General features: G+C 57.1%; 25 protein-coding genes. 9 read left to right on the top strand and 16 right to left on the bottom strand.

Annotated features, from left to right (window positions below):
- The first annotated feature begins 71 nt into the window (after positions 1-71).
- Positions 72-269, top strand: a complete 198-nt coding sequence (locus E5161_RS11600) for an H-type small acid-soluble spore protein (protein WP_136777976.1) — start codon at positions 72-74, stop codon at positions 267-269.
- Here the strand turns inward: E5161_RS11600 and E5161_RS11595 are convergent.
- Together E5161_RS11595 and E5161_RS11590 are read right to left on the bottom strand one after the other, a co-directional pair.
- Entirely contained in the window at positions 266-1,285 is a 1,020-nt protein-coding gene (locus tag E5161_RS11595; protein ID WP_136777975.1) for a ThiF family adenylyltransferase, read from the bottom strand. The genes E5161_RS11600 and E5161_RS11595 overlap by 4 nt on opposite strands.
- Positions 1,286-1,302: 17 nt before the next feature.
- On the bottom strand, positions 1,303-2,604 hold the full coding sequence (locus E5161_RS11590) for a 6-phospho-beta-glucosidase (protein ID WP_136777974.1): 1,302 nt from the start codon (positions 2,602-2,604) through the stop codon (positions 1,303-1,305).
- 166 nt (positions 2,605-2,770) lie between these two features.
- On the opposite strand from E5161_RS11590, the gene E5161_RS11585 reads away from it, so the two are divergent.
- Entirely contained in the window at positions 2,771-2,974 is a 204-nt protein-coding gene (locus tag E5161_RS11585) for a CsbD family protein (RefSeq protein ID WP_136777973.1), read from the top strand.
- Between the two features lie 56 nt (positions 2,975-3,030).
- Here the strand turns inward: E5161_RS11585 and E5161_RS11580 are convergent, their stop codons facing one another.
- From E5161_RS11580 to E5161_RS11570, 3 genes are all read right to left on the bottom strand, one after another.
- Positions 3,031-3,381: a DUF3243 domain-containing protein gene (locus E5161_RS11580; RefSeq protein ID WP_136777972.1), complete on the bottom strand. Its 351-nt coding sequence runs from the start codon at positions 3,379-3,381 to the stop codon at positions 3,031-3,033.
- Between the two features lie 89 nt (positions 3,382-3,470).
- Entirely contained in the window at positions 3,471-3,755 is a 285-nt protein-coding gene (locus E5161_RS11575; protein WP_136777971.1) for an alpha/beta-type small acid-soluble spore protein, read from the bottom strand.
- A 79-nt stretch (positions 3,756-3,834) separates the two neighbouring features.
- On the bottom strand, positions 3,835-6,132 hold the full coding sequence (locus E5161_RS11570) for an ATP-dependent DNA helicase (protein ID WP_136777970.1): 2,298 nt from the start codon (positions 6,130-6,132) through the stop codon (positions 3,835-3,837).
- 181 nt (positions 6,133-6,313) lie between these two features.
- On the opposite strand from E5161_RS11570, the gene E5161_RS11565 reads away from it, so the two are divergent.
- Positions 6,314-6,943 carry a hypothetical protein gene (locus E5161_RS11565; RefSeq protein ID WP_136777969.1) on the top strand — a complete coding sequence of 210 codons (630 nt, stop codon included), beginning with the start codon at positions 6,314-6,316 and terminating at the stop codon, positions 6,941-6,943.
- Positions 6,944-6,961: 18 nt separating this feature from the next.
- On the opposite strand, the gene E5161_RS11560 is transcribed toward E5161_RS11565, so the two are convergent.
- From E5161_RS11560 to E5161_RS11550, 3 genes are all read right to left on the bottom strand, one after another.
- Positions 6,962-7,816 carry a pirin family protein gene (locus E5161_RS11560; protein WP_136777968.1) on the bottom strand — a complete coding sequence of 285 codons (855 nt, stop codon included), beginning with the start codon at positions 7,814-7,816 and terminating at the stop codon, positions 6,962-6,964.
- Positions 7,817-7,856: 40 nt separating this feature from the next.
- Positions 7,857-8,474, bottom strand: coding sequence for a TetR/AcrR family transcriptional regulator (locus E5161_RS11555; RefSeq protein WP_136777967.1), 618 nt, complete (start codon positions 8,472-8,474; stop codon positions 7,857-7,859).
- A gap of 81 nt (positions 8,475-8,555) precedes the next feature.
- A complete protein-coding gene (locus tag E5161_RS11550; protein ID WP_136777966.1) occupies positions 8,556-9,797 on the bottom strand; it encodes an MFS transporter in 1,242 nt (413 codons plus the stop codon).
- A 518-nt stretch (positions 9,798-10,315) separates the two neighbouring features.
- On the opposite strand from E5161_RS11550, the gene E5161_RS11545 reads away from it, so the two are divergent.
- Entirely contained in the window at positions 10,316-10,726 is a 411-nt protein-coding gene (locus tag E5161_RS11545) for a DUF1761 domain-containing protein (RefSeq protein ID WP_169306670.1), read from the top strand.
- Between the two features lie 593 nt (positions 10,727-11,319).
- On the opposite strand, the gene E5161_RS11540 is transcribed toward E5161_RS11545, so the two are convergent.
- The 3 genes from E5161_RS11540 to E5161_RS11530 form a co-directional block, all read right to left on the bottom strand.
- A complete protein-coding gene (locus E5161_RS11540) occupies positions 11,320-12,552 on the bottom strand; it encodes an MFS transporter (protein WP_136777964.1) in 1,233 nt (410 codons plus the stop codon).
- 106 nt (positions 12,553-12,658) lie between these two features.
- Entirely contained in the window at positions 12,659-14,506 is a 1,848-nt protein-coding gene (locus E5161_RS11535) for an ABC transporter ATP-binding protein (protein ID WP_136777963.1), read from the bottom strand.
- Positions 14,499-16,238 (bottom strand): ABC transporter ATP-binding protein, encoded by a 1,740-nt coding sequence (locus E5161_RS11530; protein WP_136777962.1) that lies wholly within the window; start codon positions 16,236-16,238, stop codon positions 14,499-14,501. The genes E5161_RS11535 and E5161_RS11530 overlap by 8 nt, the downstream gene beginning before the upstream one ends.
- A gap of 183 nt (positions 16,239-16,421) precedes the next feature.
- On the opposite strand from E5161_RS11530, the gene E5161_RS11525 reads away from it, so the two are divergent.
- From E5161_RS11525 to E5161_RS11515, 3 genes are read left to right on the top strand one after another with little or no spacing between them, the layout of a single operon-like run.
- Complete coding sequence (locus tag E5161_RS11525; protein WP_136777961.1) at positions 16,422-17,078, top strand: futalosine hydrolase; 657 nt, start codon at positions 16,422-16,424, stop codon at positions 17,076-17,078.
- Positions 17,075-17,908 (top strand): 1,4-dihydroxy-6-naphtoate synthase, encoded by an 834-nt coding sequence (locus E5161_RS11520; protein ID WP_136777960.1) that lies wholly within the window; start codon positions 17,075-17,077, stop codon positions 17,906-17,908. Before E5161_RS11525 ends, E5161_RS11520 begins: the two co-directional genes overlap by 4 nt.
- Positions 17,909-17,945: 37 nt before the next feature.
- Positions 17,946-18,665, top strand: coding sequence for a peptidylprolyl isomerase (locus E5161_RS11515; RefSeq protein WP_211246730.1), 720 nt, complete (start codon positions 17,946-17,948; stop codon positions 18,663-18,665).
- A gap of 45 nt (positions 18,666-18,710) precedes the next feature.
- On the opposite strand, the gene E5161_RS11510 is transcribed toward E5161_RS11515, so the two are convergent.
- Entirely contained in the window at positions 18,711-19,085 is a 375-nt protein-coding gene (locus tag E5161_RS11510) for a hypothetical protein (protein ID WP_136777959.1), read from the bottom strand.
- Positions 19,086-19,087: 2 nt separating this feature from the next.
- Positions 19,088-19,639, bottom strand: a complete 552-nt coding sequence (locus E5161_RS11505) for an NAD(P)H-dependent oxidoreductase (protein ID WP_136777958.1) — start codon at positions 19,637-19,639, stop codon at positions 19,088-19,090.
- A gap of 123 nt (positions 19,640-19,762) precedes the next feature.
- Here E5161_RS11505 and E5161_RS11500 point away from each other — a divergent pair, with 123 nt between their 5' ends.
- Positions 19,763-20,401 carry an efflux RND transporter periplasmic adaptor subunit gene (locus E5161_RS11500; protein ID WP_136777957.1) on the top strand — a complete coding sequence of 213 codons (639 nt, stop codon included), beginning with the start codon at positions 19,763-19,765 and terminating at the stop codon, positions 20,399-20,401.
- Positions 20,402-20,416: 15 nt separating this feature from the next.
- Positions 20,417-21,955, top strand: coding sequence for a DHA2 family efflux MFS transporter permease subunit (locus E5161_RS11495; RefSeq protein WP_136777956.1), 1,539 nt, complete (start codon positions 20,417-20,419; stop codon positions 21,953-21,955).
- 120 nt (positions 21,956-22,075) lie between these two features.
- On the opposite strand, the gene E5161_RS11490 is transcribed toward E5161_RS11495, so the two are convergent.
- From E5161_RS11490 to E5161_RS11480, 3 genes are read right to left on the bottom strand one after another with little or no spacing between them, the layout of a single operon-like run.
- Positions 22,076-22,612 (bottom strand): hypothetical protein, encoded by a 537-nt coding sequence (locus tag E5161_RS11490; RefSeq protein WP_136777955.1) that lies wholly within the window; start codon positions 22,610-22,612, stop codon positions 22,076-22,078.
- A 13-nt stretch (positions 22,613-22,625) separates the two neighbouring features.
- The gene (locus tag E5161_RS11485; RefSeq protein WP_136777954.1) at positions 22,626-23,942 is read right to left on the bottom strand and encodes a TolB family protein; all 1,317 of its coding nucleotides are present in this window, start codon (positions 23,940-23,942) and stop codon (positions 22,626-22,628) included.
- Positions 23,942-24,442, bottom strand: a complete 501-nt coding sequence (locus E5161_RS11480; RefSeq protein WP_169306669.1) for an RNA polymerase sigma factor — start codon at positions 24,440-24,442, stop codon at positions 23,942-23,944. Before E5161_RS11480 ends, E5161_RS11485 begins: the two co-directional genes overlap by 1 nt.
- Between the last annotated feature and the right edge of the window lie 88 nt (positions 24,443-24,530).

Raw genomic sequence — 24,530 nt, 5'->3', positions numbered from 1 at the left:
CCTTGCTGTAGTGTCGATAATTTCGGATATGCCGCAGAGTTGGGGTAAATACTGTGCAGGAGGTGAAGACCATGAACATCGAACGAGCCCAACAAATCGCTCAATCCGACGAACTCGTCGACGTGATCTATTACGGCGCTTCCTATTATATCGATCAGGTGGACGAGACATCCGGCATGGCGCGCATTTATTCCCGCGAAAACCCGGACGACCCGATGCAGACCGTACCGGTGATTGCGCTCACCGAACCGGATTCGTTTCGAGTCTAGGAGCCGATATACCGGTCATACAACGATCTGGCGCGGCTTGTGTCCTCCGTGCCTTGGACAAGTACCCGGCCGTCCGGGAAGAGCACCAGCCGTTCGCCTTCCGGCAGCTCGGCCCGGAGAAGGAAGGGATTGCGGCTGACGCGGCAAGCCTGCTTCAGCCGCTGCTCCCAGCTTTCCAGATCGAACGGGCGCCGGCTGCGGATTTGCACCGTGTCCCTTCCGCACATCGTCGAAATCGTATCCTCATCCGGATGAAGGGCGGGAAACTGCCCGAGCCGGCAAGTGGGACAATCCCGTTTCGGCTCAGGCAGTTTTACGTTCAGCGCATGATAATGCCACACTTCAAGCGAAAGCAATGTACCTCTTATAGAGTCCGTGGCCCCGGCCATCCATTTTAACGCCTCGATCGCTTGATACGACGCGATGATATCGACGACCGGTGCTATGACGCCCACCGTATCGCACGTTTGCCCCCCGCCGCCCTCTCCGGATCCGATCAGGCAGCGAAGGCAGCATGTCCTTCCCGGAATCAACATCGCGGTCATCCCTTGCGCGCTGACGGCGCCGCCATAGATGAACGGGATGCCCCGCTTGAAGCAGGCATCGTTCAACAGCAGCCGGGTCTGGAAGTTGTCCGTGCCATCCAGCACAAGGTCGATATTCTCCAACAGCGACTCCGCATTCAGCGGCGTGACGTCCGCGACGACCGGCTCCAGTCGCACGTCCGAATTGATTTTCGCCAGCTTCCGCTCCGCGGCCACCGCCTTCGGAAGCGATTGGGCGGCATCTTCTTCGTCGTAAAGCATTTGCCGCTGCAAATTGCTCAGCTCCACATAATCGCGGTCGACGATGCGCAGCGTACCGACGCCGGCCCGCACCATGTGACTTGCCAGCACCGTGCCCAGCGCGCCCATTCCGACCACAAGAACGCGCGAGGCGCGGATTTTGTTTTGCCCCTCCGGCCCGATCGGGGCGAACAGTGTTTGTCTCGAGTATCTATTAGAGTTATGCTCCACGGGTCCGTTTCCTCTCTTTAGCGGAAGAAGGCCGGCAAATACTTCTGGTTTTGTTCCAGCATCTCGTTCAGCAGTGTTTTGGCTACTGCGACCGAAGGCACGAGCGGGTGGTGAGCCATCGCCTGCAAAGCGATTCCGCGGTCGCCGGTGACCGCCGCCTCAATGGTGAGGCGTTCGTAAGTTTTGACGGCGGCGATCAAGCCTTTGGCCGCTTCGGGCACTTTCGTCACGGGAAGCGGCAGCGGGCCTTTGCCCGTCACCACGCAGTTGACCTCGATGGCGGCATCCTCCGGCAAGAAATCGAGGATTTTGCCGTTGGTCACGTTCAGCGTCTGGATGTCGCGCTTGTCGTTGTACAGCGAATCCATCAGGTTGACGGCGGCTTCCGAATAGTACGCTCCTCCGCGCTGCTCGAGCTGTTTCGGCTTCTCTTTCAGGTTCGGATCCTTATACAGCTCGAAAAGCTCGTCTTCCACCCGTTTCACGACTTCGGCGCGCGTGCCGCCGGTCTTCAGGGAACCGAGCTGTTCTTGCAGCATGGCATCCTTCATATAGAAATATTTCAGATAATAACTCGGAAGCGCGCCGAGCGATACGAGGAAGTCCGGATCCCACTCGGTGGCGGGCACATTTTTGCCGACATACTCTTCCCGACGGTCGAGCAGCTCGGACAATTTGTCCTCCCCGTCCACTTCCACGCGGGTCATCCAATGCAGATGATTAAGACCTGCGAATTCTACATAGATCCGATCCGCCGGTACGCCGTATTTTTTGCTCATCCATTTGTACATGCCGATCGGGGCGTTGCACAAGCCGATCGTCTTCACTCTGGAGTGGCGGTTGATCGCTTCGGTCACCATGCCGGCCGGATTGGTGAAGTTCAGCAGCCAGGCCTTAGGGCTCAATTCCTCGATGTCCCGGCAAATGTCGAGCAGCACCGGAATGGTCCGCAGCGCCTTGAACATGCCGCCGGGTCCGGTCGTCTCCTGTCCGATCACGCCGTGCAGGTTCGGAATGTGCTCATCCCATTTGCGAGCTTCGAGCAAGCCGACGCGCATCTGTGTCGTGACGAAATCCGCTCCTTCGACCGCTTCCCTCCGATTCAACGTCAGGTGAACGCGGATCGGCAAACCCGACTTCTCGACCATCCGTTTCGCCAGCTCCCCTACGATCTCCAGCTTGTGACGGCCTTCTTCGACGTCCACCAGCCACAGCTCCCGTACAGGGAGCGTCTCGTAACGGTCGATCAAACCCTCTACCAGCTCCGGAGTGTAGGACGAGCCTCCTCCGATTACCGCGATTTTCAGCCCTTTGCTCATGCTTTTTTCCCCATCCTCTCCATCGGATCGCGATCCGGCAGTTGCTTTTTCTATTGTAATTTCTGTATTTCGGTTGTTCAAACTAAAAATTGTCTCATGTGCGGTTGGTGTCCGGCAAGTCCGGTTAATAGGGAGTAAAATCTTTAAACAGCAAGGAGAAGATGTGATGAACCGGCACGTACCGCGAGGCAAATGGAGGCAGTTCAAAGGCGAGTCGAAGAAGCAATGGGGCAGGCTGCTGAAGGATGAATTAGCGGTGTTTTACGGAGAGAAGGAGACGCTAGCCGGTAAGGCGGAGGAAAATTTCGGGCTGATCGAAGACAAAATCGACCGCACCTATCAGCAGCTGAGAACGGCACCAGGCGACTGAAGCGACGGCCATAAATCCCAAACGAAGCCCCGGAGAACGAATCTCCGGGGCTTTGTTCAGTTCGTCGTGGTGTTCTGCGCCATACGGACGAGCATGTGGGCGAGCATGTGCCGTTCTTCCTGGTTGCCGACTTTCCACAACTGCTGCAGCAGATTTTCCTCGGCGTTCCGGGGCTCTTCATGAGCGGACAAATAATTGCCGACTTTCTCGGCGATCTTGGCCATTTGCTCTTCGCCCATGCCCATGCTGTCCGCCATTTCTATTCGTTTATGGAGGTAAGATTTAAACTCCTCGAAATCGCTCAAGATTTTGTCTTTCCGGCCTTCCCCCATATTCTGAATCGCATTCTCGACTTGGCCCGGGTTTACGTCACCGTCTTTTTGCACCACATGATTAAACTCTGCCACGGACAACTCCTCCTTTAAGCGTAATGTTCATACGTTACCTATTACACATTCGGCGCCCGAGTGAACACTTGCCGCACAAAAAGCCGCCTTTACGGCTGCCCCGGCCCCGACATCCGCTCCTGGGCGAGCCGGATCATTTCCCGTACCATGGAACCGCCGATTTTCCCGCCGACATGGCCCGCCGCCTCCGTCGTCAACTGCCCGTTCCCACCCGGCCGAAGCGGCACGCCGATGTCCTTGGCCACTTCGTATTTCACGTCGTCCGGGCGGTTCGGATTCACCGCGTATCCTTCGCTCCGCATCACATCCGCTTTGAACGCGTCCAATGCCCTTCGCGCCTCCGGCACGACAGGCTTTCGGTTTCTTCTGGACATGAGGATCCCCTCCTTCCGGTTATCCGTAACATGCCCGGGAAAGGAGACGATCATCCGGCGGGACGGGAATCCCATTGAATCAGTGAGTATTCCGCCCGATCGTGCGGGCGGTTCTCCACTCCTCCGGAAGCAGCTTCCGGTAACGGGCCTGCAAATAACGGTCGTCGACCAGCACCAGCACGCCCCGGTCGTTCTCCGACCGGATCAGCCGCCCGCCGGCTTGGAGTACCTTGTTGATACCGGGATATACATAGGCGTAGTCGAACCCGTTTTTACCTGTTTCATCAAAGTATCGTTTCAGCGTCTCGCGTTCCACGCCGATTTGCGGCAGACCGACGCCCACAATGACAACCCCGTTTAACCGGTCGCCCACAAGGTCGATGCCTTCGGAAAAGACGCCCCCCATCACGGCGAATCCCGCCAGCGAATCCGGACTATCCTCATCAAACGCGGACAAAAAAGCGGCACGCTCGTCGTCCGACATTTGCGGCTTCTGCAGCAACGTCTTCACCGCTGTTTCCTCCGTAATGAAGGCTTCGTATACCGCGTTCATATAGTCATAGGAAGGGAAAAAGATCAGGCAGCGGGCCGGACGGCTCTCCAATATTCCCTTCAGCTGCCGGACAAGCGGTTCCTTCGTTTGCTCGCGGTCCGCAAAGCGGGTGGATAAAGGAACGATGTGCACGTCCCACTGCTCTTTGGCAAACGGAGACGGCACGGCGAGCGTGTAATCGTCCGGTTCCGCGCCAAGCATGTCCATGAAATAGGAGCCCGGGGTCAACGTGGCGGAGAACAAAATGCGGGAGCGGTACCCTTTGGCCGCCTTTCGCAGCAAATGAGACGGATCCAGACAAAACAGCTTGATTCTCACGTCATTTTTGGAAATTTGCGCATAGGTGGCGAACCGTTCGTCATACAGGGATCCAATCCGGACAAACGATTGCGCCGCAAAGTAGGTGTCGAGAAGCAGCGGATGCCCGTCGCCCGGGTCGGAAGACAGAGCCTGCTCCGCTTGCTGCGCGAAGTCGGCGGCCAACCTCAGCAGCTCTTCCGGAGCCTCCTTCCAGATCGGCTCACTCTCCTCGCTGGATTTCCGCATGGAAATGAAATGGTCGTTTACCGCTTTGGCTGCTTTGTGTACGGCCGGCCGCGAGTGTTTATACTCGCGCTGAAGAGCGAGAAAATCCGCCTTGCGAAGCTCGGCCGAATACATCTCCCTCGCCCGGTCGACCAAATTATGCGCTTCGTCCGTGAGCAGCACGGACTGGCTTTTGTGCTCCCCGCTGAGACGCTTCAACGACACGCGGGGGTCGAACACATAGTTGTAATCGCAGATCACCCCGTCTGCCGCATACGCGGCATCGAGCGAAAATTCGAACGGGCAGATGCGATGCTTGCGAGCGTAACGCTCGATGACTGCTCTTGTCATCAACGACTCATGCGACAGCAAGTCAAGCAGCGCCTCGTTGATCCGGTCGTAATAACCGTCCGCGAACTCACAAGCCTCCCTGCTGCAATGCGGCTCATCTTGAAAGCAAACTTTGTCCTTCGCCGTAATCGTCACGGTCTGCAGATGAAGCCCTTGGTCCCGCAGAAGAGCCAGCGTATCTTCGGCTGCGTGGCGGTTGGTCGTTTTGGCCGTCAGGTAAAAGAAGCGCCGGATCAGGCCTTTGCCCATCGCTTTGACGGACGGAAAAAGCACGGAGACCGTTTTGCCGATTCCGGTCGGTGCCTGCGCGAACAGTCCGGCGCCTTGCTCGATCGCAGTATACACCGCGCCCGCCAGCTTGCGCTGACCGGCACGGTAAGCTGCAAAAGGGAATTCGAGCCGGCCGATGCTCTCATCCCTGAGCCTTGCGTTACGGATCGACAATCGCGCGAACGGGACATAAGCCTCGATCGCCGCTGTTATGAACCGTTCCAGCTCCGGCAGATCGACGGTCCGGATGTATTCTTGCCGATCTCCCGTGTCGACTTGGACATAGGTCAGACGAATGCGTGGAACCGCCGTTTCCCGGGTCGTCGCATACATGAAGGCGTAACACATCGCCTGGGCCCAGTGCACCGGATACTCATTTTCTCCGATTTGGGCGGGATCCCGGGACGTGGATTTGATCTCCTCCACGATCCATCCTTCGTCGCCGGCCAGCAAGCCGTCGCAGCGGCCTTCCAACACAAACAAGAGATCCCCGTGCGGAATCTCCGTCGATAAAAACACTTCTTTGCGGTCGTTTTCTCCGTAAGCGTCCTGCACCTGGCGATGAACCTTCGAGCCCTCCGCCAAAGCGCTCGGCGTCCAGAACCCGGCTTCGATGCTTCCGCTTCGAAACACATATTCCACCAGCCCCCGCACGGACAAACGAATCGTATCCGGCATATCCTCCCTCCGTATCTGATCCCGTAGGAACATTTGTTCCTATTATAGCACACAAAACGAACCGCTGTCGGATGCCGGCATGACGACGTAAACTGACAGTATTTTCAAGCGGGATTTGGTACAGTATCGGTGATGAACGCGTGGACGAGCTTGGTCCATACATACGAACGGAGGGAATGTGATGAGCCGTACAACGGTATCCGTCAACGAGCTGGCCCTGCAACTCGCGATTCCGGCGGGGACCCTGCGAAGGTATTTACGGCAGCACGCGCATTTGCTGGACGTGACGAAAGTTCACAAAAGTTACGTGGTGGCGGAAGAGTCGGTCGGGATTCTGAAACAGATCCGGGAGGAATATGCCAGAGGATTGAGCTCCGAAGAAGTGGAAGCCCGTTTGCTCGGTACGGAAGCCCAAATGGTCGCGGCCGCTGCCGAACCCATGCCGGCTCCTCAGGAGAGTGCCGGCGTCCTCGAAGCCTTGGCCAATTTGGAGCAGCTCGTGCTCCAGCGGTTCGAACAACAGGATCAGCTTCTCAAGGCGCTGGCGGAAATCGCGCCTGCCCTGCAGCATCAACTGTATCCTGAAAATCTGCGTGCGGAGCGGGTCGACTTGCGGATGAAAGAATGGCGCATCGAACGCAAGCTGCAGGCCGAGGCGCTCGAGAAATGGGCGGAACTGCCGAAAGACGAGCGAATGGTTCGGACCAGCCTCTTCTCTTCCGAAGAAAATACCGAGAAGAGGGATCGCTTCGTCCGGGATTATGTGGACAAACATTTTGACGACGAAATGCGCCGGGCTTACGGGTTATAACCGGCTGGGTGAACCGCCTCACACCTTGCCGAATTTGCCGGACTGGTAATCTTGGAATGCCTGCTGAATTTGTTCTTTGGTGTTCATAACGAACGGGCCATAGGCGACAACTGGCTCACGGAGAGGTCTTCCGGCGATCAGCAACAGTCGGAGCGGGTGGTCCGCGGTCATCACGATTTCGCTGACTGCCGCTCCGCCGTGAGCCGGCCCCATCCATAACACTTGATGCGGTTTTCCGGCCGTCTGATCGGATCCGAACCGGCCTGTACCCTCTAGAATATACAAAAATCCGTTATAGTCGGCCGGAAGCTGCTGCGCAAGCGTCGCTCCGGCCTCCATCTCGATTTCGAGATAGGTGACCGGCACCACATTCCGGGTCGAAGCCGATACGGGTCCGGAAGTACCGGAGAATACCCGTACTCGCGCTCCGCTCTCTTCCCGGACTGGAATGTCCGCCGAGCTGAGATCCTGGTAACGGGGCTCCGTCATTTTCTCCTCGGCCGGAAGGTTGACCCACAGCTGCAGGCTGTGTACGGTTTCTCCCGGCAGCGGATCCTCCGAATGGATGAGTCCTCTGCCCGCCGTCATCCACTGAACGTCTCCCGGCCCCAGAATGCCCCTGCCTCCGTGGTTGTTCTCGTGCTTCAATTTCCCTTCGATGACATAAGTGACCGTCTCGATTCCCCTGTGCGGATGAAACCCGAACGTCCCCTGCTGGAACCAGTCTTCCGCCATCATCAGGAACGGATCGTATTCCGTCCAGTTGCCCGGCGGAAGCACCTGCCCCACGCGCAAATGCGATCCGCCCGCCGGCCGCGTTTCCACGTCCCACACTTTCGCAATGCCTCTCGAAGCTGTCTGTTGACCGCTCATGATCCGTCCTCCTATCGCTCGATTACGAAAAACACTCCCGTTAGACGGGAGCGCTCGCTAAAAACCTCAGTACCATTTTTTCCATATCGTCGAGAATTTTGCGGTAATTCTTCTCGTCGCCTCCGAGCAAAAAATGAAGCGCCAGTCCGTCCCGCACCGACCAGAACAAATACGCGGCCGACGAAGCGTCCAGATCGCTGCGGAACTCCCCCGTCCGTCTGCCTTCCTCCATAATATCTTGGATCACATGAAGCGCTTTATCCATATATCGGTCGTGCGATTCGATCAAATCTGGGTTTCGGGAAGCGTAAATCATGAAGTCCAGGTGAAACGTCACCCATTTGCGCAGCTCAAGCAGCGATTGCTTCCGGAAGCGGTCGAACAGGTAACGGATCTTGTCCGCGGCGCCCGGCAAGCCTTTGAACTGCGTGCTCAAGCTGGCGACCATATCGTCCATTCGGGCGTTAGCCATTTGGATGTACATTTCTTCTTTGCTGGCAAAATAACCGTACAACGCGCCTTTGCTGATCCCCAAGCGACGGACGATGTCTTCTACCGTGGTCGCCTGGAAGCCTTTCTCGACAAAACAATGCAAAGCCCCCGTCAAAATGGCGGCACGTTTCTCTTCTTTATAGGTTTCGGATACTTTCGGCGACATTCCGCTCTCTCCTTCGGACGAGCTTTGACTATGAATATACCGTGTCCTGAAACAGTTCGCAATGGAGAGGTTCCGCCGATGTTACACTCCAGCGCCTTCTTGGGCCGCTCCAACGGATAAGCCGCGCGATTTCGCCATTTTGTAAAAAACAAGCGCGACAAGCGCCGATACGATGACAATCCCGTGAAATACGAGAACCATCTGGAAAAGAGAGAGCCGTTCCAAAGCCAGCGGGGCCACGATGAACCCGATGCCGAACCCGAACCGGTTGAGCACGGTAGATACGCCGAAAATGCGTCCCCGGATATGGTTTTCGGTCTGCTGGAACAGCACCATCACAGCCGTCATGGCGATAGCGTCGAACAGACCGGTGACGAACGCAGCCGTCAAAATCCAAGGCAGTTGCACGGTCGCGAAAATCGCAATGAACCCGAGCGACATGAAAGGCGTGGACAACAAATACACCAAGCCAAGATTGCGCCCGAACCACTTGATCTTCGGCAGCAACAACGTCGTCAGCACATTGCCGGCCCCCCATACCGACCAAATGAGACCGTAATACAAGGCTTGCCGGTCTTCGTCCAGCTCGGCGGCCAGCAGCGGAGCCCCGAGGTTGTGCGAGCCCGCCCCGAACGTATCGAGCAGATACAGCATGAATACGATTAACAGGATCGTTTTGGTGCTCAAGTACCCCTTTACTTCCTTGATGTCCTCCCACTGGCTCTTCAAAGATTGGAGAACGGAACGGTTCATCCGGGTTTGAGCGCCGCTCTCGCGGGCACTGGTATGATTCCATTTCATCCGCAGAAGGAAGATGGCGGAAATGACGAAGGTGGCAGAATCCATCAGCAGGACGGATTCGTATCCGAGCGCTTGTTGTACGAGCCCGCCTCCCAAAAAGCCGAACACCATGCTGATGGCGCCAAGACGGGAGCTCATCGCGTTCGTCGCGACAAGATTGTCCTTGCCGTAAATATTCGGGATCTCCGCGTTGTAGCTCACTTCGAAAAAGCTGCCGACGATCCCCATGACGAAACGGACGAGCAAAATCATCTCCGGCTGCGGGAACGGAATGAGCAGCAGAATGAGTCCGAACCGCAGCCAATCGGTCACGATCATGATCTTCTTGCGGTCGAAGCGATCGGCGACAACGCCGGATATCATGCCGGACAACAGACCGCCGATCACGCCTGCCGCCAGGGAAGCAGCCAACCAGGCGGCGCTTTTGGTGGCTGCGTAAATCAAGGTGCCCAGCACAATCATGTCCATGCGCGAACCCAGATCGGACATCGCTTTTACGTACAAGTAACCTTTATTTTTCATCGTGCGCCTCCCAGATAGATGGATGCTTTAAAACCGACCAGGCATTCTGTTTTATTTGTACCATACGCTTCGACAGGGTGGCAACAAGAAAAAAACCGCCCATTCGGCGGGGAAACCACTTTATCGATATCCCGTTCGCTCAGGTTCCGAGACAAGTCGTGTCGCAGAAAATTTCCCTTTATCGAAATCCCGTTCGCTCAGGTTCCGAGACAAGCCGTGTCGCAGAAAATTTCCCTTTATCGAAATCCCGTTCGCTCAGGCTCTGAAATTCCGCTTGGCACAAGGGTTTTTGGATTGCATGCACATCGCAGGTGGGTACCTGAGTAAAGGGGATATCGATAAAGCGCGAAGAAAAAAGATATACCGCCCCCCCGTTCTGAGCGAAGGGGATACCGATATAGGATGCACGAAGCCAGAGGAGCAACAGAGCCATTGTTGCCGCTTACAGCCGGCCAGGAACCTGCTATACTAGGAACGAATCGAACATGCCTTTACAGATGATGAGGAGGATTTCTGCCGTGGTGGATTTCTCGCAAGTGAATTATTGGGCCGTGGCGGCCGCAACGATCGTGACCATGTTTCTCGGCTTCCTATGGTACTCTCAGGTCTTGTTCAGCAAAGCCTGGGTAAAGCAAATGGATAAAAAAATGGAGGACATGTCCGGGGGCGGACCGATGACCTACGTGCTGACGGCGTTGACCGCGCTCGGCGGATCGTGGGTGCTGGCGCTGATTCTGACTTTGTCGGACAACCCTTCGATCGGTACGGGTATGACGGTCGGTCTGTTGATGGGAATTGCAGTCGCCCTGAAAATCGGCATGAACTTCCTGTTCGAAGGCCGAAAACCGGGGTTATATTACATAACGGTCGGCTATCATCTCGTATCTTTCGTGTTAAGCGGGCTGATCATTGGGGCTATGCAAGGCTGAACGAAAAAAGAAGGCGCTCTCGCGCGAATGCGGGGGGCGCCTTTGTTATGGACGATTATTTTTCTTCATGGGCGTCTATTCCGGCATCGGTCCTCTCCATGGCTTCTCATTCGATGCAGAAGTTGCATGTTCGCTGCGCTGTAAGGCAAATAAATTGCTCTACAGGTCCGTAGTTGCACGTTCGCTGCGCTGTAAGGCAATTAAATTGCTCTACAGGTCCGTAGTTGCACGTTCGCTGCGCTGTAAGGCAATTAAATTGCTCTGCAGGTCCGTAGCTGCGCGATCGCCTTGCTGTAAGGCAATTAAATTGCTCTACAGGTCCGAAGTTGCACGTTCGACGCGCTGTAAGGCAATTAAATTGCTCTACAGGTCCGAAGTTGCATGTTCACTGCGCTGTAAGGCAATTAAATTACTCTACAGGTCCGAAGCTGCGCGATCGCCTTGCTGTAAGGCAATTAAATTGCTCTACAGGTCCGAAGTTGCATGCTCGCTGCGCTGTAAGGCAATTAAATTGCTCTACAGGTCCGTAATTGCATGTTCGCTGCGCTGTAAGGCAATTAAATTGCTCTGCAGGTCCGAAGTTTCATTAAGTGTCAGCTTATTTTATGTCCATGCTGTGCGGTCAGGCGGCCGCGCATCAGCAGCCAGCTGAAAAAAGGGGAACAACCGACAAACAGCAGCATCGAATTTATTACCGTAGGATGTTTGCTGATGGCCAGCGTGATAATGAAAATCGCCATGCCGGCGATTCTGCCCACATTCAGCGCCAGCTCCCTGAGCACGACATACTCCACGCGCTGCTGTACGCTCTCCTTGCGGGTACCGATCAAATCGAACACCGAAGAAGTCATCGGGATCGTAAAGAGCGGGATGAACAGGGAGGTTCCAACCCCGAACAGAAGCAATGTCTTATAACTTACGCCGAAGAAAAACGGAACGATCACCGCCGTCATCGCGAGGACGCCGACCAGCATGCCGGCCCTGCGCCAACGAGGCTTCAGCCATTTGCCCACCGCGTAAAAGCTGATGAACGAGACAAGCGAAGTGATCAAAGCGTAATTGCCCAGCCGCATCTCGCTGCCGGTTTGAATGTAAACGAGCAAGCCAATCATGACGCCAAACACGCTCTCGCGCAATCCTTGCGCAGCCAATGCTCCGACAACCGGACGCCAGGGAGTTTGTTCCACCTTCCAAACCCGGACCGGAAGCCCCCAATTATACCGGCCTTGAGGCTTGCGGTTGCGAAGCAGGAAGCTGACCAACACACCCGCCACGAAGGTGCCCAGCGAGATCATGAACATGATCCGGTAACCGGACTCGCCTGTGGATTTGGAGATCAGATAGCCCGCGCTCCATGGGGCGGCCATCCCGATCAGCGAACCCATCACACCGGTTAATCCGTTAAAGCGGTCCCGGTTGCCGGCGTCCGTCGCTTCGAAATACACCACGTTAAACGCGAGCCAAAATAAGCCGACCGCCGCTCCCTGCACGAGACCGAGCAGCCAGACATAGTGCGCTGCCTTTTTTCCGAGCAGCAGGACAATCCCGTAAAAAAGCGCGGAAACGCCGATGCCCGTTCGCAGACAGGTGCCGTTTTGCCCTTTTTTGGCCCAATAACCGGCCGTCCAAAAGGTGATCGCCATGAACACGTGAGTGAGCAGCGTAAACCAGCCGAGCAGGATGAAGTCTTTGCTCGCTTTCCATATGTAAATGCCGATGAACGTGCCGGAGAGCGCGCTCGCGGTCACGAAAAGTCCGTTCACAACCAGAAGAAGCCACGTCTGCTTGTCCAGCCGACCGGTGCGTTTGCCGGATTGCTTTGGCATGCGTTCTCTCCTTTTGGGCAGTGGGTTTCTTCACCAAACACCGTCTTACTCTGCCCAAAATAACCGCTCCGAAACCGACGGCCGGCAAACAAAAACCGCCGGATGATCATCCGGCGGCTCCCTCCAGGTTGCGAAACTGATTCATGAACATGCGATAGTACATGCCTTCCTTGCGGATCAGCTCGTCATGACTTCCATGCTCCACGATTTCCCCATGATCGATCACCATGATTCGGTCGGCGTTGCGGATCGTGTTCAGGCGGTGGGCGATGATGAACGTCGTGCGGCCCTTCATGATCTGAAGCAACGCATCTTGGATGTGAAGCTCCGTACGGGTGTCGATGCTGCTGGTCGCCTCGTCCAGAATGAGGATGGACGGCTTGGATAAAATGACGCGGGCGATGGCGAGCAGCTGACGCTGGCCTTGGCTCAAGTTGCCTCCATTTTCGGACAGCACGGTGTCATAACCAGCCGGCAGCCGGCGGATGAACGGGTCCGCATTGGCCATGGCGGCCGCCTCCCGGATTTGTTCGTCCGTCGCTTCGGGCTTGCCGTAGCGGATATTGTCCTTGATCGTGCCGGAGAACAAATACGTGTCCTGGAGGACGATCCCGAAGCTTCGGCGCAGACTGTCCATCGTATATTCCTTCACATCTTGCCCGTCGATGGTGATGGAACCCGAGGTGGCGTCGTAAAACCGGGTGAGTAAATTGACGATCGTCGTTTTGCCGGCACCCGTCGGGCCGACCAGCGCGATGCTGCTTCCCGCGGGGACGTCGAAGCTGATGTCCCGCAAAATCGGCACGTCCGGCCGATAGCCGAAGCTGACCTGGTTAAACACCACGTGACCGGCCGGACTGGACAGCACCTTAGCAAGGGGCACGTCCGCCGGCTCCTCCTGTTCATCCAGGACTTCGAACACCCGCTCCGCTCCGGCCAATCCGGATTGCAGCAAATTAAACGTATTGGCCAAGTCGTTGAGCGGCCGTACGAATTGCCTGGAGTAGCTGAGGAAGCTGGCGATGACGCCAATCGTAATCCAACTTTTGACCGCCAGCCATCCTCCGACGATCGCGATGGCCGCAAATCCTACGTTGCTGATCACGTTCATGACCGGCATGAGCAAGCCGGAGCGGATGAGCGCCCTGGTGCCGACCTTGCGCAGCTCTTCGTTGACCGCTTCGAATTCCGCCATCACTTTGTCTTCCCGGTTGAACGCCTTGACGATGTGGATACCGGAAATCGTCTCTTCAACATGTCCGTTCAGCCGGCCAAGATGGACTTGCTGTTCCTTGAACAAAGGACCGGTTCGGCGGGCGATCGTTCGCGTGAGAAGCACCACCGCTGGCACGGTGATCAAGCTCGCCAGCGTCAACGCCGGGCTGAGCACGAGCATCATAATCAGCGATCCCGCGATTGCGACAGAGCCAGTCATCACCTGCACGAGCGCCTGGGCAACCGTCGTGCTGACGTTGTCGATATCGTTGGACAGCCGGCTCATCAATTCCCCGTGCGGCCGGGAATCGAAGAAGCGCAGGGGAAGCTTCTGCACTTTGGCGAACAGCGAATGCCGGAGGCGCTTGACCATCCGCTGGGAAACGCCGGCCATCATCCAGCCTTGCGCGAAAGTCAGCGCTCCGTCGGTGATGTACGACACGAGCAGCGCAGCCAGCGCAATTTGCGTGCGGCCGAAATCAACCTGCCCTTTCCCTTGAGCCATCGCGTCGATGGACACGCCGATCAAATAAGGCGCGGACAGCATAATGACCGAATCGACGACCACCATCCCGAACACAAAGGCCAGCAAGCCTCTTTCATGACCGAAATAGGACCATAACCTTCTCGCGGTACTTTTCCAGTCTTTCGGCTTGACGACCGGCCCTCTTCCCGGATGATGTCCGGCGCCGCCGCCGGGTCCCGGCCGGCCCGCCGGTGTTCTGGGCGTGTTAGACATGGGCCGTCACCTCCTTGCCGATTTGGGAACGGTATATTTCCTGGTAAGCGACACAGCTTTGCATCAGCTCTTCATGACGGCCGACGCCGACGATTTCTCCGTTGTCCAGCACGACAATCTTGTCCGCGTCCATCACCGACGTGATCCGCTGGGCGATGATCAGGCAGGTCATGCCGCGAGCATATTGCCGGATCGCTTCCTTGATCCGGGATTCCGTCGCCGTATCGACCGCACTCGTGCTGTCGTCCAAAATGAGAATTTCCGGCCGGCGCACAAGCGCCCTTGCGATGGACAAGCGCTGCTTTTGGCCACCCGAAAGGTTGACCCCGCCTTGCCCCAGCAGCGTGTCGTATCCTTCCGGAAACGAAGCGATGAATTCATCCGCCTGCGCCATGCGGGCGGCATCCCTGACTTCTTCCGACGACGCGTCTTCTTTACCCCAAAGGATGTTCTCGCGGATTGTCCCGGTGAACAGGATCGACTTTTGCGGGACGACCGCAATTTTCTCCCTCAGCTCGTGAGGATCGAAACTGCGGATATCTTGTCCGTCGATTCGGATGGCGCCGCCCGTCACATCGTAGAACCGGGGAATCAGCTGAACCAGGCTGCTTTTGCCCGAGCCGGTGGAGCCGATGATGCCTACGGTTTCACCCGGCAGACAAGTCAACGTAATGTTTTTGAGAATGGGATCGCCCGAAGCGCCGTCATAGGAGAACACGACATTTTCGAAATCCACTCTCCCCGTACCATCCACCGCCGCCCGGCCGACGGATTCCCGCCGCTCCGCCGACTCATTTACCGACAGTATTTCGGAAATGCGCTCCGCCGACGTTTTCGCACGGACGAACATGTTGAACACCCAGGCAATCATCAAAAGGGAAAATAAAATCTGCGTCATGTAGTGGATAAACGCCATAATATGGCCGACTTGCATTTGACCCGCATCGACGCGGATGCCGCCGATCCAGATCACCGCCACAATTCCGAAGTTCACGATGAGCATGACGCCGGGACTGAAAACGGACATGACTCGCATCGCTATGGTGGAGCGCTCCTGATAGTTTTCGTTGGCCGAATCGAACTTCTCCATCTCGTGGTCGAACCGGTTAAAAGCTTTCACGACCCGGACGCCCGACAAATATTCCCGAGTGGTGCCGTTGATCCGGTCTAACGCGTGCTGCACTTTGGCGAACAGGGGAAACCCGATCCGCATGTTTAAGGCGATCAGGCCGCCCACCAGGGGAACGACCACCGCGAGGACAACGGCCAAATGCGGATTCAAGTTCGCCGCCATGATGAGGCTGCCGATGCAGATGAGAGGCGCTTTCACGAAAATACGCATGAGGCCGTTGACGAAGTTCTGCACCTGGGTCACGTCGTTGGTCAGCCGGGTCATGAGCGAAGGGCGCTCGAATTTGTCGATCGTTTGGAAGGAAAAGGTGTGGATTTTCCGGTAAAGATCCGAGCGGAGCTCGGCGCCGAAGTTTTGGGAAACCCGGCTGGCCAGGAAGTTACGGATCAGCGCGGCGACGGCTCCTGCCGCCGTGATGAGCAGCATCAGGCCGCCCAAGCGGTAAATATAGGGGAGATCTTGCCGAGCCACACCGTTATCGATCATGCGGGACATGACGGTCGGCAGCAGCAGATCGCAGACGGCTTCGATCGTTAAAAACAAGATCGCAACGCTGAAAAACTTTCCGTATTTCCGTATGTATTTGCGAAAATTTCGCACCCGTGATCCTCCCTCTGCCATGAAGACGGATGTTGCGTATGGTGTTGCGATCGCGCATAGTCTGATCGTTTTAACGATACTCCTTGCACGTGGAAATGTCACGATGCCGCCGTCCCTTTGACACAACTTCGCGTTCGCGTTAACTTGAATAAGGAGTGTTTTCGAAAAAGGGAGATCGTTCGGATGAAAAATCGCGTGCTCGTGATGACGGCCGTAGAAGCGGAGCTTGAAGCGGTGCGGCGAGGGTTGAATGGGGATGCCCGATTCGACTTGGCCCTTGCCGGCGTCGGTCCCGCGATGGCCGCGGCGCGAACGGCCGCGGCGCTTATGCGCGGCAGGGAATACGGACTCGTGATCAGCGCGGGCATTGGAGGCGGTTTTATCGGCCGCGCCGATGTAGGGTCCGTGGCGGTGGCCAGCGAAATCGTCGCCGCCGATTTAGGCGCGGAAACGCCTGGCGGCGGGTTTCTCAGCTTGGACGAGCTTGGTTTTGGCTCGGCCAGGGCCGCCGTGGATACCGAGCTCAGCATCAGGTTGGTGCGTGCTTTGGAAGAGGCGGGCGTTACGGTATGCAGGGGGCCGATCATCACCGTATCGACGGTAACCGGATCTGCGGATACCGCGTTGCAGCGGGCGCTGCGCGTCTCTGAAGCCGCGGCTGAAGGCATGGAAGGCTACGGCGTCGCCGTTGCCGCTCGGGAGCTTGGGCTTCCTGTGCTGGAATTCCGTGCGATCTCCAACGCCGTAGGTCCTCGTGACCGGTCCGCCTGGCGGATCCGGGAAGCGATGGAGGCGCTTGAAAAGGCCAGTTCGATTTTACCGGAGGTGCTGACAACTTGAATATTGCTTTCTCGCCTTGTCCCAATGATACATTCGTCTTTCACGCTTGGGTGCACGGGCTCGTTCCCGGCGCGCCCGAACTTAACATCCGTTATGCGGACATCGATATTACGAACCATCTGGCGGCGGCGCCCGGCGGTCCGGAAGTGCTGAAAATCTCTTACGCAGCCTTGCCTTGGGTGCTGTCCGAATACAAGCTGCTTCCATGCGGCGGGGCGCTCGGCAGAGGCTGCGGTCCGCTGGTGCTCACCGCCGATTCGTCCGTCACCGATCCCGCTTCGCTCGCCGGTAAACGCGTCGCCGTCCCGAGCGAACGTTCCACCGCGTATTTGCTATTCCGGCTCTGGGCCGCGCAGCAAATCCCCGGCGGACTCGGCGAAATCGTCGTCATGCCGTTCGACCGCATCATGCCCGCCGTCCGCGACGGAGAAATCGACGCGGGACTCGTCATTCACGAAGCGCGGTTTACGTATCAGACGTACGGGTTATCGATGCTGGCCGACATGGGCAGCTGGTGGGAATCCGATACCGGCCTGCCGATTCCGCTCGGCGCGATTATCGCCAAACGCTCGCTCGATACCGACCAAATCGCGGATTGGATCCGCCAATCGGTAGAGTACGCGTGGGCGCATCCGGAGGCATCGAAGGAGTACGTACGCAGCCACGCGCAAGAAATGGACGACGAGGTGGCCAAGGCGCATATTGCCCTCTATGTGAACGAGTTTACAGCCAATCTTGGCGAGGACGGCTACGCCGCCGTGAACGCGCTGCTCAGCCGGGCCGCGCGCGAAGGGCTCGTGCCGGAGATCGATCCGGCACTGCTTAAATAAGCGAATAAATCCATCGGACAAAGGAGTTTTCATCCCTATGATGAAGAGCAAGCTGAAAGTATCCATGCTATTGGTCTTTATCGCCGCGCTTGTAGTCGCGGGCGGCTGCGGCAAACGCGACGACGGCGGACAAGCCGCCTCTCCATCCGATACGCCCGCCGTGTCTCCCTCTGTCTCTCCTTCGGCTTCAGCATCCGCCTCGATACCTACTACCGGGTCGTCGGATAAAAATCCGCTCGTCACGATCGAGATGGACAACGGGCATACGATCCAAATCGAGCTTTACCCCGAAGTCGCGCCGAATACGGTCAACAACTTCATCTCGCTGGTGAAGAAAGGCTTCTATGACGGCATCATCTTCCACCGCGTCATCCCCGGCTTCATGATCCAGGGCGGCGATCCGCAAGGCACGGGCATGGGAGGCCCCGGCTACGCCATCAAAGGCGAATTCACGAACAACGGGTTCCAGAACGACTTGAAACATACACGGGGAGTCATCTCCATGGCACGTTCGCGGAGTCCGGATTCGGCAGGCTCGCAATTTTTCATCATGCACGCCGACTATCCATCGTTGGACAGCGAGTACGCCGCCTTCGGCAAAGTGACCGAAGGAATGGACACGGTGGATGAAATCGTCAATCAAAAAATCGACCCCAATGACCCGGAACAATCCCGCCCGGAGAAACCGATGGTGATGAAAAAAGTCACCGTCGACACCAAAGGCGTGGAATACAAAGAGCCTGAGATCATCAAGTGACTCCGGATAAGATAAAAAAACGGCCGCACCCGCGCGGCCGTTTTTTTACTCTTTCCGGTCCTTGGAGCCGGATTGCCTCAGTTGGCGCATCGCTTCCCGATACACTTGGTCGGATGATTTTGGGACTTCGGCTGCAGCCGGTTCGGGCGGCTTGCGATCAGCGTCCCCCGTCTGCAATCGCCGAAGCGCCTCCCGGAAGCTCCGGTCGTCACTTCCCGGGCGTTCCGCGGCGGGGGCGGGAGCGGCAGCTTCGTTACGCGGCGATTCCGCCGGAACCTCGACGGCCTCCGGACCCGCTTCCGGAATCGTTACCGGCTCCTGCACGGCTTCCGCTTTCGAGCGGCCGCCGGCCCGTACGTTGAACACTATCAACAATATGATGACGATCAAAGCCGCAACCCCATATCCGATCACAACCATCGTCAGCCACCCCGCTGATCCGTAAACCGGGCGGTGAGACGGGCCACCCGCTCGCCAAGCGCACGACCGAGACGCAGATCATTTTCCGTCGGCATATTCGGCGGGTCTTCAGGCGATTCCTCCACACCCACGGTCACACCCACACCGTAATAAGAACCGTACAAAACGTTTTCCGGCACGTTGGCGGGCAATCCGACGATGATCATGCCTTGATGCAGCATCGGTGTGATCAAATTGAGCAACGTTGCCTCGGCACCTCCGTGTTCGGTCGCGATCGTACAGAACACAGCCCCGACTTTGTCCACCAGCTTGCCGTGCGCCCACAAATACCCGAGCTTATCGATCCACACCTTGAGTCCGGCGCTGATCGTTCCAAAATGACCCGGGCATCCCCAGATGATCGCATCCATATGCTCCAGTTCGTGTACGTCCGCCTCATTGATATGGTGCAAATGCACGGTCGAGCCGGCGACACTCTCCGCTCCTTCGGCCACCGCCCGAGCCAGCACTTCCGTATGCCCGTCTTCACTGTCGTAAACGACGAAAATGTTCATGGATAACCTCCGGTGAATGGATTTTTTTACTCTCCCTCCATCCCCGCAGAATATTCCATCCCGTCTTCCTCGCATGATAAAGAACATCCACCAACAAATGGCTTGCCCGGAAAGGAATCGTACATGAAGAGCTCACGGATCGTGCTGATCAACGTGATCGTCATTTTGCTGCTGGTCGCAGGCGGAGGCGCCGCCGTTTATTACTACGTCCAGTCCGTTAACTACATTTCGACCGATAACGCCAGGGTAGAGGGCCAAGCGGTACCGATCGCCGCTCCGGCGGCAGGCATGCTCACCCAGTGGAAAGGACAAGTCGGACAAACTTACTCGTCGGGTCAAACGCTTGGGTATATCCGGGCAGCAACGGGCTCCGTCTCCTTGAGCGCTCCGGCGGCCGGCACCATCGTACAGCAGAGCGCGGTTGTCAATTCCGTCGTCGCGCCCGGCACCCCGCTTGCGAGGATGTACGACCTGAACAACCTGTGGATCACCGCAAATATTGCGGAAACGGATATTCGGGACATCAAGGTCGGCCAAGCAGTCGATCTGGATGTCGATGCGTTTCCCGGCAATACGTTGACAGGAAAAGTGTCCCAAATTGGGCTCGCCACCGCGGGAACGTTCTCTCTTCTGCCCGTTTCCAACACCACAACGAACTACACCCGAGTCACCCAGGTGATTCCGGTGAATATCAGCGTGGACAGCTACCGCGGACTCGGCTTGCTGCCCGGCATGAGCGTCAGCGTTCGAATTCACAAATAAAGAGGTGGATGCGGCATGGAGCAGCGGAATACGACCGCAATCGTGACCGTGCTCATTTGCGGGATGTTCGTCGCGATCTTGAACCAGACGATGGTCAACGTCGCCATCCCCCATATGATGACGGATTTGAACGTGTCCACGACGACCATCCAGTGGATGTCCACCGGCTTCATGCTGGCCAACGCGGTGATGATTCCGATCAGCGCGTTCCTGATGGAATCGGTCCCCACACGGACACTGTTTGCCATGGCCATGATGTTGTTTACGATCGGATCGCTCATTTGCGGGATCGGCCCGAACTTCGCGCTTGTGCTGGTCGGGCGCATCATACAAGCGATCGGTGCCGGCGTCATGATGCCGCTCGTGACGAATATCTTCCTGAGGATTTTCCCGCCGGAGAAAATGGGCCGGGCGATGGGCATGATGGGCATCGCGATGATGTTTGCTCCGGCGATCGGTCCTACTTTTGCCGGTTACATGCTCGAAACTTTCTCGTGGCGGGTTTTGTTTTACATCATGGTCCCGCTCGGGGTGCTGGAGGTTTTGCTGACTTTTCGGTATTTGCCTAACGTGCTGAAACTCACCTATCCAAAGCTGGATGTACAAGGTGCGATATATTCCACGATCGGATTCGGAGCTTTGCTGTACGGGCTCAGCGAGGCGGGAAGCCGGGGATGGGGGGATGCGGTCGTCGACACATCCGTCATTGCGGGAGTCGTGTTTATCCTGTTTTTCATTTACCGGGAATTAACCGTGGCACGGCCGCTGCTCAATTTAGAAGTATTCAAATACTATACGTTCACCATGACCACCGTCGTGAGCGTCGTGGTGAACATGGCCATGTTCGGTGCGATGCTGCTGCTTCCGATCTTCGTGCAAAATATTCGAGGTTACACCGCACTGGAATCCGGACTGCTGATCCTGCCCGGCGCGTTGCTCATGGGGGTCATGTCTCCGGTTTCCGGCATCCTGTTCGACCGCTTCGGTGTGCGTCCATTGGCGGTCATCGGCCTGGCCATCACCGCGATCACCACCTACCAGTTTACGAAATTGACGGCCGAGACCTCATTCAATCATTTGCTGCTGCTGTATGCGCTGCGAAACTTAGGCATTTCCTTCATCATGATGACGGTCATGACCGCCGGATTGAACAGACTTCCGCCTTCGCTCAAAGCTCACGGAACCGCGGCAGCCAATACGATGCGCCAAGTAGCCGCCTCGTTCGGCACCGCGCTGCTCGTGACGGTCATGTCCACGCGAACGACCGAGCACTTGGCGGCATTCGCCAACACGTTGACGACGAACAACCCGGTCGCGGCAGAAAATGTTGCGGGGCTGCAAGCCGGATTGGCTTCTTCGACGGGACTGCCTCCTGAAGCGGCCGGAGCTTATGCTCTAAGCATGCTCTCAGGTTTCGCGTCCAAAGAATCCGCGATCGCGGGCATCAACGACTCCTTCGTCGTGGCTACGTGGATAACCGTCGCCGGGCTGTTTTTCTCGTTTTTCCTGAATCGTGCGCCGACACCGAACACCGGTGGGAAAGGTTTAAAATAACCACTCTTCGGCCGCTTTCCGCAAGTCATTCCGTGTCAAAATTTCGCCAGCATGAAAAAGACGCTCGGTGTTCACCCGGCGTCTTTTTCGTCCCCAATCCGTCCCCAAGCTAGATCACAGTTACTTTACCGTGACTGACATCGCGATTGCCCGCGAATCGCTCTCTTTCACCAAGCCGGCGTCGAAACGCAGATCGTACACCACGTTCTTCTCTTGCAGGAAAAAGTAGAAATGGTATTCCTGCCGTTTGCCCGCGCTGCCGCCGTCGTCCATGCTGAGCTTGGCCATCACCGTCTTGACCGGCAGACCTGTCAGCTCTTCTTTCGAATCGACATTGGCTCCGTTCGGCAGCAGCCCGTCGATCGTATCGCTGTAGCCCAGTCCGTCCAGCCCGCCGATGGGCACGCCGTCGCGCTGGAAGCCGAACGACTCCTCCCCGTTCAGTGACGTCCAATCTGCCGGCAAGTTGACGGACAGGTACCTGGCGTTAACTGGGTTAGGCGTTTCCTTCGTCTCGGCGGACGGGGAAGACGTTGCAGCCGGGGATGACGCTGACGCCGACGGCGCGGCGTTCTCCTTATTGGAAGCCGCGGTGCTGCATGCGGCGATCGTCACGAGCAGGGTACAGACCAACAACAGGGCAAATCTACTTTTCATCGGGTTTCAGCTCCTACTTGTATTCGATAAACAGTTCTTGCAGCGTAAAATGAGGGCCTTTCTCCTCCGAGATACTACGTGTAAACAGAATCCGGGTTCCATCCGGCGACCAGGCCGGCTGTTCGTCGGCGGGCATGCCGGTTACCGCATAGGTCGCCGTTTTCTCGCCGCGGCGGTCCGATTCGGCAAGCAAGCTGTCCGTCAACGCTTGGGGAAAAGCGCTCTCCGTCAGCCGGGATTCGGTTCCGCTTTCCGTGTTGACGGCCCAAAGCTCGTAGTACGTGACATCCGCGCTGAACGTTTCGCGGCCTTGCTCGTCGCTGCGCAGCGTTCGATGCTCGGTATGCGTTTTGGTAAACGCGAGGAACGGGCTTGTGGGCGACCAGGCCGGGCTTTGCCCGGAAACCAGTTTACGTGCGTTAGCACCGTTTATGTCCGCTGTCCAAATCTCGGGAACCCCCGCTTCCTTCTCCACCGTGTAGGCCAATTGCTTCCCATCTTTTGACCAGGCGGGCTCCTTCCCTTTCTCCACCGTGAACAAGTTTGATCCGTCCGTGTTCACCGTCATGACGGTATGCTCATACGTCACGCCGGTCTGGTCCGACAATGTTGCGCGGGTGGACGTAAATGCGAGCTTGGAACCGTCCGGCGACCAGGCCGGGCTTTCAAAATAGGTGTCGGGATCGGCCGGTTTCGCGATTTGCACCGGATCGCTGCCGTCCCGGCCGGCGATCCAGAGCGCAGGCGCCGAAGGACCCGGCTTTGCGGACTTGTAACCCACGAACGCCACGCGTTGGCCATCGGGTGACCAAGCCGCGTCTCTCATGTACATGAAGTTCAAAGGCAATTTCTGCTCCGCGGCACCCGACCGGTCCCAAAGTATGACTTGGTCATCCTTTGTATAGCTGATCGTGTCCAAATGTCCGGCGTAGCGAGGAAAAACCACTCCCTTCACACCCAAGTCGGCCACCTGCCCGCTTCCGGTTACCCGGATCGCCGCGGCGCCCACCTCCGGCTGGCTCCATGGCTGCGTGGCCAACACCACGGCCACTACGAGAATGGAAGCTGCTGCGGCCACCCAGCTCGCCCGTTTCCTCGGCGGACGCGACGCCTTCGCCGCCGGTACAACAGCGGCTGCCTTTTGTGTTTGCTGCACGACTTGCTGCCAACCCCGCTCCGCAAAATCCGGGGACGGCGGCTCGTACACCCGCTCTTCCCGGATGCGGGCCGCGATCTCGCCCATTTCGGCCAGCTCGGGGTCCCATTTAACCGTCGACGCTTCATCCTTATCGAGCATCTCGGAAAACCGCATTTCCAGATTATCGTTCATCAATTTTCGCCCCCCAGCCCGGCCGTCACACCGAGCGCTTGTTGGATGTTCCGAATGGCACGGAACTGCAGCGTTCGGACCGATGTTTCCGTCCTGCCCGTGAGCTCCGCCGTTTCTTTCACCGAAAAGCCTTGAATCAGCCGAAGCTGCACGATTTGCCGTTGATCCTCCGTCAAGACGTCCAGCGCCTCGCGAATCTGTTCGTCTTGGATGAAGTGTTTCTCCGGATTCCCCACCCCATGGTCTCCAAGCACCAGCTCATCCGACGACAACGGCATTCCGCGGCTTTTGTCGCTTCGCCACTTGTCGATAATGAGGCGGGCGGCCGTTCGTTTCAGCAGCGCGACGACCGGTACGTCTTCATATTTATTGCCGCTGCGGATCAGGCGAATGAACGTCTCCTGCGTCAGATCCTCCGCCTCTTGGCGCCCGCCGACTTTATAGTAAATATATCGATATAATTCCTGCGCGTGGTTTTTCCACACTTGTTCCCAGTCCATCTTTTCGTCCTCCGTTGCAGAGCCGGCTCTGATCATCCTAGACGTAGAAAGTTCAACTTTCGTTACAAGGCTTCTGAAAAAAACAAGA

Origin of the sequence: Cohnella pontilimi, assembly GCF_005049045.1 — a bacterium.
Taxonomy (GTDB): domain Bacteria; phylum Bacillota; class Bacilli; order Paenibacillales; family Paenibacillaceae; genus Cohnella; species Cohnella pontilimi.
Note: the sequence above shows the minus strand (reverse complement) of the source record. Positions and strands in the feature narration are given on the sequence as shown.